The sequence below is a fragment of the Nonlabens tegetincola genome (assembly GCF_002954355.1).
GTDB classification, from domain to species: Bacteria; Bacteroidota; Bacteroidia; order Flavobacteriales; family Flavobacteriaceae; genus Nonlabens; species Nonlabens tegetincola.
The window spans coordinates 292,655-305,628 of sequence record NZ_MQVV01000016.1; the positions used below are offsets into that span (position 1 = coordinate 292,655).

General features: G+C 33.8%; 10 protein-coding genes and 2 tRNA genes. 2 read left to right on the forward strand and 10 right to left on the reverse strand.

The window, feature by feature from the left end; genetic code table 11:
• Positions 1-30 precede the first annotated feature (30 nt).
• The 8 genes from BST93_RS10805 to BST93_RS10840 form a co-directional block, all read right to left on the reverse strand.
• Positions 31-597 (reverse strand): porin family protein, encoded by a 567-nt coding sequence (locus tag BST93_RS10805; protein WP_105019176.1) that lies wholly within the window; start codon positions 595-597, stop codon positions 31-33.
• Between the two features lie 71 nt (positions 598-668).
• Positions 669-1,568 carry a Ppx/GppA phosphatase family protein gene (locus BST93_RS10810; RefSeq protein ID WP_181072608.1) on the reverse strand — a complete coding sequence of 300 codons (900 nt, stop codon included), beginning with the start codon at positions 1,566-1,568 and terminating at the stop codon, positions 669-671.
• Entirely contained in the window at positions 1,568-3,610 is a 2,043-nt protein-coding gene (ppk1, locus tag BST93_RS10815) for a polyphosphate kinase 1 (RefSeq protein WP_060524835.1), read from the reverse strand. Before ppk1 ends, BST93_RS10810 begins: the two co-directional genes overlap by 1 nt.
• The gene (locus BST93_RS10820; RefSeq protein ID WP_105019285.1) at positions 3,610-4,095 is read right to left on the reverse strand and encodes a SixA phosphatase family protein; all 486 of its coding nucleotides are present in this window, start codon (positions 4,093-4,095) and stop codon (positions 3,610-3,612) included. The genes ppk1 and BST93_RS10820 overlap by 1 nt, the downstream gene beginning before the upstream one ends.
• Positions 4,095-4,742, reverse strand: coding sequence for a pyridoxamine 5'-phosphate oxidase (pdxH, locus tag BST93_RS10825; RefSeq protein ID WP_105019178.1), 648 nt, complete (start codon positions 4,740-4,742; stop codon positions 4,095-4,097). The genes BST93_RS10820 and pdxH overlap by 1 nt, the downstream gene beginning before the upstream one ends.
• Positions 4,743-4,861: 119 nt before the next feature.
• Positions 4,862-4,936 (reverse strand) — tRNA-Pro (locus BST93_RS10830).
• 20 nt (positions 4,937-4,956) lie between these two features.
• Positions 4,957-5,040 (reverse strand) — tRNA-Ser (locus BST93_RS10835).
• Positions 5,041-5,126: 86 nt separating this feature from the next.
• Positions 5,127-7,097 (reverse strand): HD family phosphohydrolase, encoded by a 1,971-nt coding sequence (locus BST93_RS10840; protein WP_105019179.1) that lies wholly within the window; start codon positions 7,095-7,097, stop codon positions 5,127-5,129.
• Between the two features lie 83 nt (positions 7,098-7,180).
• Here BST93_RS10840 and BST93_RS10845 point away from each other — a divergent pair, with 83 nt between their 5' ends.
• Both BST93_RS10845 and BST93_RS10850 read left to right on the forward strand, forming a co-directional pair.
• The gene (locus BST93_RS10845) at positions 7,181-8,356 is read left to right on the forward strand and encodes an acetyl-CoA C-acyltransferase (RefSeq protein WP_105019180.1); all 1,176 of its coding nucleotides are present in this window, start codon (positions 7,181-7,183) and stop codon (positions 8,354-8,356) included.
• Between the two features lie 3 nt (positions 8,357-8,359).
• Positions 8,360-9,112, forward strand: coding sequence for a C40 family peptidase (locus BST93_RS10850; RefSeq protein WP_105019181.1), 753 nt, complete (start codon positions 8,360-8,362; stop codon positions 9,110-9,112).
• An 83-nt stretch (positions 9,113-9,195) separates the two neighbouring features.
• Here BST93_RS10850 and BST93_RS10855 read toward each other — a convergent pair whose 3' ends face one another.
• Together BST93_RS10855 and gyrA are read right to left on the reverse strand one after the other, a co-directional pair.
• Positions 9,196-10,368 carry a tetratricopeptide repeat protein gene (locus BST93_RS10855; RefSeq protein ID WP_181072610.1) on the reverse strand — a complete coding sequence of 391 codons (1,173 nt, stop codon included), beginning with the start codon at positions 10,366-10,368 and terminating at the stop codon, positions 9,196-9,198.
• A gap of 13 nt (positions 10,369-10,381) precedes the next feature.
• Positions 10,382-12,892, reverse strand: coding sequence for a DNA gyrase subunit A (gene gyrA / locus BST93_RS10860; protein WP_105019183.1), 2,511 nt, complete (start codon positions 12,890-12,892; stop codon positions 10,382-10,384).
• Positions 12,893-12,974: the final 82 nt, after the last annotated feature.

Below are 12,974 nucleotides of genomic sequence, written 5' to 3' on the forward strand. Positions count from 1 at the left end.
TGCTTTTTTGATATCATAGGACAACTGATTTTATAACTTGTAAGCTATACCTAATTGAAAGTATCTGTTATTCGCTTCAGCTATTTCACCAAATTCCCTATCAAAAATGTTAGCGAATCCATAACTATATCTCAAGTCCAAAGTCCAATTTTCATCTAGGTTGTACCCTATTCCACCTACACCAGCAATATCCCAGTTATAATAATCATTATTATCACGTTCAGTAACGTTTACTCCTGCTTGTGGTCCTAACAATAGATAAATTTTTTCTCCTAAATCTACTTTGGCAAGAACACCTACTTGTAACCAATTTGTTTTAAATTGAACGTTATCTCCGTTTTCTAATCGCAGCTCTTCTTCATTAACACCTATTGCAGAAAGTCCAATTTCAGGCTGTAAACTAAAGGAATCACTTAATGGTACAACAGCAAAGAAATTTGCATGTAACCCTAATCTAGAATCGGCATCCTCAATATCACCCGATAAATTTGAGTAATTAAGACCTAACCTAAATCCATACTGAGCTTCACCGTTTACCTGAGAATAGGCATTCAGAGAAATAAATATCACAAATAAGGATAAAATAATATTTTTCATGTGTTCTAATTATTTAATTCAAAAGTACTGTTTAATAGTTTAATGCTGCTTAAATATATTCCTGCCAAGAATTATATCCGATTATCTGCATTATATATCGATTTAATGATACCATCGGACAATCCTATCTTCGGTACATAAATATTTTTGGCCATACTCCATTTCATTGCTCTTAGATAAATTCTACAAGCAGGTATAATAACATCTGCACGATCTTGATTCATATTCAAACTGTAGATACGTTCTTCATAAGTATACGATTGTAACTTTTCATAGTAACTAGCTAGATAAAAGTAAGAAAGTGGTTTTCCTTGAGATTTACCGCTACTTTTAAATATGTTATTAATATTACCACCAGAACCTATTAATTCAATTTTGGAATATGGCTTACAAACTTCTTTTACCCAATTCTCTGCCTCTGCCCAAAGAGAGTTATTTACCATATCATTAAGTAGTCTAACAGTACCTATTTGGAAGGAACGAGAAACGACCTCTTTCCCATAAGCGAAAAGAGTAAATTCCGTACTACCACCACCTACATCGACATATAAATAAACCTTTCTTTCGTCTATCACATTATGTAAATCGGTCATTGCAATTATAGCCGCTTCATGGGATCCATCAATAATTTCGATCTTAATACCGCAATTCTCTTTAATATAATCTGCGATTTCTTGGCCATTTTGGGCACCTCTCATGGCACTCGTTGCATAGGCTTTATACTTTTCAACCTTATGCACTTGCATGAGCAGTTTGTATGCCTTCATGGCGTCTACCATACGATTGAAATTTACTTCACTTATTTCACCAGTAGTAAATACATCTTGACCTAATCTAATAGGTACCCTTACCAAACTTATTTTTTTAAAGTTTGGTGGATTTCCTGTCATAGTATTTGCTGTTGCGATAAGCAGTCTAATTGCATTAGAACCTATGTCAATGGCACCATATTTAACAGATTTAAAACTCATTATTGATTCTTAAGATAAGTATAGGTTTCGTATTGCGATCTTACAGATTTGTCTTCTAAAAGTTTTACATAATTATTATTTTGATTCTCATCAATAAGTCTAGCTTTTACGTTGTCATTCCAACAAATCTCTAAAGTTTCTAATATTTGTCTTTTCACTTCGTTATCATAAATGGGACAAGCTATCTCTACTCTATGGTCTAGATTTCTAGTCATGAAATCTGCACTTGAGATATACAATAGATCATTCCCATCATTGTGAAAGTAGTAGGCTCTAGGATGCTCTAAATATCTATCTACAATACTTTTGACTGTGATATTTTCACTCATTCCAGGAACTCCTGGTATCAGACAACAAATACCACGTACAATTAATTCTATTTCAACACCTGCATTTGACGCCTGGTACAATAAATCAATCATCTTGAAATCGGATATCGAATTTAATTTACACCTTATGAAGGCTTTTTTTCCCGCTTTCGCGAAAGCGATCTCTTTACGAATCAATCGTTCAATACCGTTTCTTAAATAATGTGGTGCAACAAGTAAATGTTTATATCTATGTAATTTATAATTAACTTCAAAAAAGTCAAAAACTCGTTCTACCTCTTTGAGAACTTTCTTGTTAGATGTAAAAATGGTGTAATCGGTATAAATCCTAGCGGTTGCTTCATTAAAGTTTCCGGTTGAAATGAATCCAAGTCTAGTGTTTTTACCTTTAATAACCTTGTTTACTACACATGCCTTACAATGTACTTTAAGCCCAGGAACTCCAAATATGAGTTTAACTCCTTCCTCTTGCATGAGTTCTGCATAATTGATATTTGCCTGTTCATCAAATCGCGCTTGTAACTCTATCGATACTGTGACTTGTTTTCCATTCTTAGCAGCATTTATCAATGCAAAGGCTACCTGTGATATTTCTGCAAGTCGATAAATAGTTATTTTAATGGTAGTAACGTATGGATCTAGTGCAGCCTCTCGTAGAAACCTAATTGTATTGGAAAACGTATGATAAGGCGTGTATTGTAAGATGTCTTTTTCTTGAATTATCTTAAAAATAGAACCTCTTGCTGGTATGTCCAATACCGGTAAAGGCGATTTCTGTTCGTACAATAAATCCGTTCTACCTAGACTTGGGAATTTTAAGTAATCCCTACGGTTATGATACCTACCACCAGGAATTATGGAATCTACGTCGTCAAGATGTAGTTTATTTAGAAGAAATTCTAAGGTTTTATTATTTATTTCCTTGTCATACACAAATCGTACTATATCACCATCTTTTCTATCCTTTACACTACGTCTTATTTTCTCTAAAAGGCTTTGTTTTAGGTCAATATCCATTTCCAGCTCTGCATCAAGAGTAACTTTGATCATATGAGCTTCGATATATTTATAATCAAACATATCAAATGTATAATGTAAACGATGTCTAATTACATCATCCAATAAAATTACATATTGATTATCATCATTTTCTAATCTAGGAAGAACAACAAATCGATTTAAGTATTTTGGTATTTCAATAATGGCATACTGCGTTGTTTCATTTTTTAAAACCATTCTTACTGCGAGATATCCCAAACCATCTCTCAAACTAGGTAGCGGCTGATTCGGTTTAAGAACAATGGTTGAAATTGCGGTACTTATTTTTTCATTGTAAAAATTTCTTATAAAGCCTTCATGTTCCTTTGGCAATTCCTTTTCATCTACAATTAATACATTTTTTTGCTTTAATTCGTTTTCCAGCTGTTCTAAAACGGTAAAACTTCTCGCCTGGATTGATATAACCTCTTTATTAATCTCTTCTAATAAATCTCCGGCTGATATTCCTCCTAACGATTTAGTTGCATTTTTTCCTGCCTTATATATTCTTTGAATGGTGGCATATCGGACCCTAAAAAACTCATCTAAATTATTGGAAAAAATCCCTAAAAACCTAAGTCTTTCAATTAAAGGTACCGATTGGTCTTCTGCCTCTTGGAGTACTCTTTCATTGAATTTTAACCAACTTAATTCACGATTGTAGTAAGTATTCATTAACGAAGTTGTTTTGGGAAAATATGTGAAATCGTTTTACCAGGATTCAAGTCTTTCCATGAATTAATTGAAAATTCAAGGGTTACACAGCCCGTAGTAGGAATATTATCAAAGTAAATATCCCCAAAGTGATTTACAAATTCAGTAATTCCATGATTATGAGAGAATATTGTGATGTGATCAAGGTCGTCATTTGCATTGAGAACAACTGATTCTAGTTCTTCCATACTAAAAGTATATAAACTTCTATTGATTGAAAGAGAGTTTAAATTATAATCAAGATACTCGCAAACGAGAGTTGCAGTTTGTAGTGCACGTGCTGCACTACTTGACATGTAAATATCTGAATTAAATGAATTTTTTTTCAAATAGCTACCTATCAAATGTGCATCTTGTATACCACGTTCTTTAAGAACCCTGTCGTGATCTCTTACTTGATATTCCCAAGTAGATTTACCGTGCCTGATGAGCGTTAATTTTTTCATTAAGGTTGTAGTCTTTTCATTTCCCAAATTGAATTTACCTGTTCAAAAAGTAGTCTATCGTGCAATCTATTTGGCCTTCCCTGCCAAAATTCAAAACTATACGGTTTACAAATAAAACCTCCCCAAAATTCTGGCATTGGAATTTTTGAAGTGTTTTCAAATCTTTCTCTAACAGTCTTGAGTTTGGATTCCAGCTGTTCCCTAGATGCTATCTGTGAACTTTGTTCACTAGCCCAAGCACCTAACTGACTTTCTCTAGGTCTCTTTTTAAAATAATTCTCAGAATGTTCTTTAGATATCTTTGAAATAGTAACCTTTATAATAATTTGTTTTTCTAAAGCAGGCCAAAAAAAATGTAAACATCCTTTTTGATAATTTCCAATAGCTTTTGATTTTTCGCTTTCATAGTTTGTGTAAAAAACAAATCCATTATCAAGAATTTCTTTGAGTAATACAATTCTATTTTTTGGAAAACCATCACTACCTAATGTCGCAATAGACATAGCGTTTGCTTCTTCAATTTTTGGATGTTCTTTAGCCATTTCAAACCAATCCTTAAATAACAAAAAAGGATTATTAGGAACATCTGATTCTATCAATTCACTTTTTTGATAGTTTTTACGTAAATCGTGTAATTCAGTTTTCATGGGCACAATAGTTCATATGCAATTTACAAAATGCATAGTTGAATTATTGAGATTAGTAATTAAAAGAATTTAAATAAGACAAATAAAAAAGCCTTATCAAATAATGATAAGGCTTTAAGTCGGGGTGGCAGGATTCGAACCTGCGACCTCCTGCTCCCAAAGCAGGCGCGATGACCGGGCTACGCTACACCCCGAAAAACATTGGAGAATGCTGCGGAGAGACCGGGACTCGAACCCGGGCAACGCTTGCGCGTTGACAGATTAGCAATCTGCTCCATTACCACTCTGGCACCTCTCCAAAAATTTAAGAACTTACTTCAATTTCTCAAAGCGGTTGCAAATCTACGGCAAAGAATTAGTTTTCACAAAACATTTTTACGTTTTTTATTCGGGATATTCAATTCTAACATGATAAATACTGTTTAACTTCTTTTTTATCAATAGTTTGACCTTTTTAATTTCTTTTAAAGTTAAATCAGAATTATCAAACTGACCACTATTTAAATGTCCATCTATAACAGTTTCCACTAGTCTATCAAATTTTTGTGCAGTCGGTTGTTGTACACTCTTTGAAGCTGCTTCTATACTATCACTTATCATTAATAATGCTGTTTCTTTACTGAATGGTTTAGGACCCGGATAGCTAAAATTCTCTTTAACTGTGTTTGGATCGAGCTCTTTGTTTTTATGATAAAAATATTTGACAAGAGAATCTCCATGATGGGTTCTTATAAAGTCAATTATTCTATCAGGAATATTGTACTCCTTAGCTAACTCTACTCCTAGTAATATATGGTTTATTATTATCCTTGCACTTTCTTTGGGTGCTAGATCATCATGAGGATTAATTCCATTAGTTTGATTTTCGATGAAAAGAGTCGGATTGCTAATTTTTCCTATATCGTGATATAAAGCACCGACTCTAACCAACATCGAATTTGCTCCGATTTCACTTGCAAGATATTCTGCTATATTAGCTACATTCAAAGAATGATGAAAGGTTCCTGGCGCTTCGTTGGATAATCTTTTTAACAATGGAGCATTGGTATCTCCTAATTCAAGTAATGAAATATCACTCGTCATATTAAAAACTTTTTCATAAGCATATATGAGAGGATAAATCATTAGGACGAGAATACTACTGATTACTATCTGCCCTAATTTTTCCCATTTAATAGTGAAATCCGCATCACTAAATAATGAAAATGAAATCCAAATAATTGTAGATACAATTAGAATTTTAACAACTACTACAAATAAATTAGCTCGATTATAAATTTTTGCATTTGAGGTTAAGGCTACAATTGAAATCAATATTTTTTGTGTTATAAAAATAAGGGGATTTAAAACATTAAGGCTTATGACAAGTGTTACTAAGACACTACAAAATAAAGCCAATCTTGTTGAAAAAAATGATTGAAGAATCAAAGAATAAATTACAAAAGGTACAATTAATATATAATCAGGATAACTATACGAGAAAAATATTCCTAAACAAATGAACAATAATGTATTGAATAAAATGAAAATAATATTCTTATTAATCAATAAAAGTGCTCCATTAAATTTTTTGATATACAGATAAAACGCTAGTAATAGAACATAAATTATTGCTCCTTTACTAATTTTACTAATCAGTCGATCTTTGACGTCTGAATTCTTTACATAATTTCGATTTAAGGAATCTAGCACTTTCAACTTTTCACCTTGAACTATTTCACCTTTAGCTATTATTCTACTATTTTGTTTCACCCAATAGTCAATAGGTAAAATATCTGAAATAGCAGTATTAATCCTCTTATTCGTTTCTTCCTTATCAAAGAAAATATTTTCTTCAGGGACATTAAAAACATTAAATAATGAATCAGGAAGTAAATTTCTTATTTTCTTTTTTAGTTCAGTTCTTCTAATAAGTTTATCCGTATTAATAATACTTTCCTCACCATTCTTAACTAATATGATAGTTCGATTGATCAAGGTATCAGAAATAACACCTGTTTCGTAAGAGTTAAGTATTATTTCATTTATATCATTATTCAGATTTTCACTAATAACTTTTTCACTATTCGCAAGAATAAGATTTTTATTTTCAAGTGATACTTTCTTAAAAGTATATATCGGAAATTGACTTTCTATTGCTTGTTTTTTTTCTGAAATTAATTCCTCATTCGTTTTGTAAACAGGGAAATCAAATGGCGCGTATAAAACATCCTGTGACCAAGGTTCACCGTTTTGATATCGCAATGAAAATCTATTACTTTCCGGAGTTAATAGAACAATTAAAACCGTAGACAGAAACAAAATGACAAATAAGGCCAAATGTTCAATTTTAAAATATTTTTTTATAATCGACATCCTTTACTTTAAGGTTGAATTAACCACTTTACAATTTTAAAAAGCAGTGTTTTTATGTATTTTCGCAGGTAAAGATAAACATCATGAATAAAGTAGTAATTGTATCCTACGCAAGAACACCTATTGGTAGCTTTATGGGAAAGTTATCAACCATCCCTGCAACACAATTAGGTAGCATAGCAATCAAAGGAACAATAGATAAATCTGGGATTGATCCAAACCTCGTTCAAGAAGTTTTTATGGGTCACGTTGTTCAAGCAAATACGGGTCAAGCACCTGCTAGACAAGCAGCACTAGGAGCAGGTATATCAAAAAACACTCCTTGTACTACTGTAAATAAAGTTTGTGCGAGTGGAATGAAATCTATAATGATGGCAGCACAATCAATAGCTTGTGGAGACGCTGATATTGTCATTGCAGGTGGAATGGAAAACATGAGTCAAATACCACATTATACACACTTACGCAATGCTACAAAGTTTGGCCCTAGCACTCTAGTCGATGGAATGCAGCGAGATGGATTAATTGATGCCTATGATAAAAATGCTATGGGAGTATGTGCTGACCAGTGTGCTATAGACCATAGTTTTACAAGAGAAGATCAAGACAAATTTGCAATTCAATCTTATAACAGATCTAGTGAAGCTTGGTCAAATGGAAAGTTTAGTGATGAAGTAGTTCCAGTTCATGTCCCACAGCGCCGTGGTGATGATTTGGTAGTTGATAGAGATGAGGAATACTCTAATGTTAAAATGGATAAAATACCTTCATTACGCCCTGCATTTACTAAGGATGGTACTGTGACAGCGGCAAACGCCTCTACGATCAACGATGGTGCTGCCGCGTTACTTTTGATGAGTGAAGATAAAGCTAAAGAATTAGGTCTTAGTCCAATTGCTTACGTAAAAGGATATGCAGATGCAGCACTGAGTCCTGAGCATTTTACAGTTGCTCCTGCAAAAGCTTTACCCAAAGCTTTAAGTAAAGCAGGTGTTTCTCAAGATGAAATAGATTATTTTGAATTCAATGAGGCTTTTTCAGTTGTTGGATTAGCAAATATGAAGCTATTGGGACTTAATGATAAGAACGTTAATGTGTATGGTGGTGCGGTTTCACTAGGGCATCCATTAGGCTGTAGCGGTGCTCGTATAGTAACTACATTATTAAGTGTACTTAAACAAGAAGACGGAAAATTAGGAGCTGCTGCTATTTGCAACGGCGGCGGCGGTGCAAGCGCTATGGTTATAGAAATGTTATAATACATGAGATACGGTATTTGCCCAATTTCAATTGCTCCGTTAAGAGCTGAAGCTAGTGACAAAAGTGAGCTAGTATCTCAGGTACTATATGGGGAAATATTCAAAATTATCGAACCAAGAAAAAGTTGGTCTAGGATACGACTTTCACATGATAAATATGAAGGTTGGATAGATAATAAACAATTGAGGGAAATTGAGTCAGAAGACTATCATAGCATTCATCAACTTCCCAAATCATATTGTACTGATTTAATTTCTCATGTAACACATGAAGATGGATCGTTATCTACAATATGTATTGGTGCGCAAATAAGCTCTTCTGCTTTTTTAGGAGACACGTTTAATGGAGAATATCGTGATTTTGCAGAAATTGAAAAATCTAAAATAGTCGAAAACTCTTTACTCTTTTTAAATACATCATATTTATGGGGTGGACGTAATCCATTGGGTATCGATTGCAGCGGATTTACACAATTAGTGTATAGATTGAACGGGCATTCCATTCCTAGAGACGCTTCACAGCAAGCAAATATTGGCGAAGCTTTAAGCTTTATAGAGGAATCAGAACCAGGTGATTTAGCCTTTTTTGATAATAAAGAAGGCTTAATAACTCATGTAGGAGTCGTTATGCAAGATAATTACATAATCCATGCCCACGGCAAGATAAGAATAGATCGCTTAGATCAAAGTGGTATCTTCAATGTAGAAAGTAATTCGCATACTCACAAGTTAAGGGTAATCAAAAAAATTATCTAATTAAAAAAGCCTCTCATAATATTGAGAGGCTTTTTTAATAATCTTTATTTTAAGCTTTCGCGAAAGCGTGAAATTTAAACTTTTTATTTTCCTTGAAGAGCATCGATTTTATCTTGCATTTCAAGTGCTCCGTATAAGCTTAATAAAGTACCTTTTACGTTTGCGTTTTCCGGCTTGATTTTTAAAGCTTTTTCAAAAACATCGATTGCGCTTTTGTATAACTTTTCTTGATCATCATACGAAGTAGAATCCAAGTTTCCTTTTTCTAAATATATAGCGCCTAAATTATATAAGGTAACAAAATTATCAGGGTTCTTAGATAAACTTAAATTAAAATATTTAATAGCTTCATCATAATTTTTATTTTGAACGGCGGCTAATCCAAGATTATCAAAAACTTTTGGGTCCGAAACTTCATCTACAAGCGCCTCAGTAGCTTTTTTATATTCATCCATCATACCCAAGGTTAAATACATATCTGCCTTGTTTATTTTCAAAGATTCATCATTTGGATATCTATCAAACGCATTTACAAAAACCTCTTTTGCTTTGGCATCTTGACCAGAGTTTTTGTAAAGCCAGATTAAATTACTAACTATTACTCCTCTATTAGAAGGTGATTTCTCAACTATTAAATTTTTGTATTCTCCCTTAGCAATAGCAGCTTCTACTAAGACTTTATTAGGAAATATCTCCTCTTTCCCATCCTTTACCCTAGTAGCTTTAAAAATATCTTGCTCTCCTGAGAAACCATTATTAAACAATTCTTCATAGTAAAATAAAGCCTCATCAAATTCTCCAGTGGAGTACGCTAAATTAGCAGCATTAAATTTCATTGAATGATCATCTGGATAAAAGGAAGCTAGTTTTTTAACTATTGAAAGAGCTTTTTGCGGATTTGAATTTGCTAATTTACTTGCATTTTTAACTAGCAATTGTCTTCCTAAACTTTCAACAAAACTAAATTTAACCTCATCATCAAATCCTAACTCTTCAGCTTTTTTCAATTCATCCATAGCTAATAATAGCTGATCAACATCGTCAGGTGCATTTGTAAAAAGAGTGAATGCATTGTAAAATGCATATTCATCTTTATAATCAGCTTCTATTTCATTTTCATTTAGAGTATTGAAAATTTCCATTGCAGTTGCGATGTCATTTCTATCTACTGCCTTTGCTATTTTTTTGAATTGCTTCTTTTGGGCAGTGGCAATTACTGCACAAAAAAGAAACATAATAGTTACTATTTTTTTCATTTTAAAATTTTTGTTATTCTTCGCTATCATCGGTAACAACAGTTGTGCCATCGTTTTCCGTTGCCTCAAGGCTATCGTCGTCGTTTTCATCTTTAACAACTTTTGCAACTGCAGCAATCGAATCGTTACCTTTTAAGTTTATAAGCCTTACTCCTTGTGTTGCTCTTCCCATAACTCTTAGGTCAGAGACATTGATTCTAATCGCAACACCAGACTTATTGATAATCATTAAATCATCAGAGTCAGTTACATTTTTAAGAGCCACTAAACTTCCTGTTTTTTCAGTAACAGAGATTGTTTTTACACCTTTTCCTCCACGATTAGTTTCTCGATAATCTTCTAGGCTTGACCTTTTACCGTATCCTTTTTCAGAAACGACAAGAATATTAGAATCCATATCATTTACAGATACCATTCCTATAACCTCATCATCGTCGTGCGCAAGTCTTATTCCTCTAACTCCACTCGCACTACGACCCATAGGTCTAGTTTTTGATTCATCAAATCGAATTGCTTTACCGCTCTTCAATCCTAACATTACATGGCTATCTCCAGTCGTTAGTTTTGCTTCTAACAAGGTATCCCCATCCTTAATAGTAATTGCATTAATACCATTTGAACGAGGTCTTGAGTACTGTTCTAAAGAAGTTTTCTTAACCTGACCTTTTTTAGTAGCCATTATCACATAATGACTATTAATATAGTCTTCGTCTTTAAGATCTTGAGTACAAATTACTGCCTTAACCTTATCGTCTTGCTCAATATTAATTAGATTCTGTATAGCTCTACCTTTGGAAGTACGACTACCTTCTGGTATTTCATAGACTCTCATCCAGAAACACTTACCTTTTTCAGTAAAGAAAAGCATGTATTGATGATTTGTTCCTATAAAAATATCTTCCAGGAAATCTGCATCACGCGTTGTACTTGCCTTCTGTCCTACTCCACCTCTATTCTGAATTTTATATTCATTCAAACTAGTACGCTTAATGTAACCTGCATGTGAAATTGTGATTACAACTTGCTCATCTGGTATCATATCTTCGATACTCAAATCACCACCAGCATACTCGATTTTTGATCGGCGCTCATCACCAAATTTCTCTTTAACCTCGAGAAGTTCTTCCTTAATAATAGCCATTCTACGCTCTTTTTTAGCAAGAATATCTTTAAGGTCTGCGATGGTTTCTAAAAGGTCGTTATACTCTGATCGTAATTTATCTTGTTCTAGTCCTGTAAGCTGTCTCAATCGCATTTCAACGATAGCTCTAGCTTGAATTTCAGAAAGTTCAAAACGTTTAATTAGCTTTTCTCGCGCTTCTTCTCCATTTTTACTAGAACGTATAAGTGCAATAACCTCATCGATATTATCACTAGCAATAATTAATCCTTCAAGGATATGTGCACGTTCTTCAGCTTTACGCAATTCAAACGTTGTTCTACGAGTTACTACTTCATGTCTGTGCTCCACAAAATAGTGGATCATCTCTTTAACATTAAGTAATTGCGGTCTACCGTTTACAAGAGCAATGTTATTCACACTAAAACTTGATTGTAAAGCAGTATGCTTATACAATTTATTAATTACGATATTAGGTATAGCATCCCTTTTAAGAACATATACGATACGCATACCTTTACGGTCGGATTCATCTCTTATGGAGGAGATTCCTTCAAGTTTTTTCTCGTTGATAAGATCGGCTGTTTTCTTAATCATATCAGCTTTATTTACCTGATATGGCAGCTCATCAACGATAATACACTCACGTCCTTTTACCTCTTCGATACGTGCTCTACCTCTTATTTTAACGCGACCACGCCCAGTATGCATGGCCTCTTTTACTCCATCATAACCGTAAATAATTCCACCTGTTGGAAAATCTGGTGCTTTTACATGGTTTATGAGTTCATCCACTGTAATATCGTTATCTTCAATGTAGGCAATTGTACCATCTACCACTTCAGATAAGTTATGAGGTGGCATATTAGTAGCCATACCTACTGCAATACCGCTAGCTCCATTTACGAGCAGGTTAGGTATTTTTGTAGGAAGAACAGTAGGCTCGCTTAACGTATCATCAAAATTAAGTTGAGTATCTACAGTTTCCTTATCGATATCAGCGAGCATTTCCTCACTTATTTTACGCATTCTGGCTTCAGTATAACGCATGGCTGCAGGTGGATCTCCATCTACACTACCAAAGTTACCCTGACCATCAACCATCATATACCTCAATGACCATTCTTGAGCCATACGTACCATTGTATCGTATACCGATGTATCTCCATGAGGATGGTACTTTCCAAGTACCTCTCCTACAATTCTTGCACTTTTTTTGTAAGCTCTATTAGATAGTACACCTAGCTCGTACATTCCATAAAGAACCCTACGGTGAACTGGTTTTAGCCCATCGCGCACATCTGGCAGTGCACGTGACACTATGACCGACATCGAGTAATCGATGTATGCTGACTTCATTTCATCCTCGATATTAATCGGGATCAACTTTTCTCCATCTGCCATGAATTATCAGTGTTTTAAATTATGAACAAGCAAGATAAGCAAACAGCTAGTATTTATAAGGGTTTAGGCCTACTTTATCCTG

What these genes read in the sequence shown, in the direction of transcription:
- BST93_RS10805 (WP_105019176.1), bottom strand. Translation starts at nt 597, where the DNA reads ATGAAAAATATTATTTTATCCTTATTTGTGATATTTATTTCTCTGAAT.
- BST93_RS10810 (WP_181072608.1), bottom strand. Translation starts at nt 1,568, where the DNA reads ATGAGTTTTAAATCTGTTAAATATGGTGCCATTGACATAGGTTCTAAT.
- ppk1 (WP_060524835.1), bottom strand. Translation starts at nt 3,610, where the DNA reads ATGAATACTTACTACAATCGTGAATTAAGTTGGTTAAAATTCAATGAA.
- BST93_RS10820 (WP_105019285.1), bottom strand. Translation starts at nt 4,095, where the DNA reads ATGAAAAAATTAACGCTCATCAGGCACGGTAAATCTACTTGGGAATAT.
- pdxH (WP_105019178.1), bottom strand. Translation starts at nt 4,742, where the DNA reads ATGAAAACTGAATTACACGATTTACGTAAAAACTATCAAAAAAGTGAA.
- BST93_RS10840 (WP_105019179.1), bottom strand. Translation starts at nt 7,097, where the DNA reads ATGTCGATTATAAAAAAATATTTTAAAATTGAACATTTGGCCTTATTT.
- BST93_RS10845 (WP_105019180.1), top strand. Translation starts at nt 7,181, where the DNA reads ATGAATAAAGTAGTAATTGTATCCTACGCAAGAACACCTATTGGTAGC.
- BST93_RS10850 (WP_105019181.1), top strand. Translation starts at nt 8,360, where the DNA reads ATGAGATACGGTATTTGCCCAATTTCAATTGCTCCGTTAAGAGCTGAA.
- BST93_RS10855 (WP_181072610.1), bottom strand. Translation starts at nt 10,368, where the DNA reads ATGAAAAAAATAGTAACTATTATGTTTCTTTTTTGTGCAGTAATTGCC.
- gyrA (WP_105019183.1), bottom strand. Translation starts at nt 12,892, where the DNA reads ATGGCAGATGGAGAAAAGTTGATCCCGATTAATATCGAGGATGAAATG.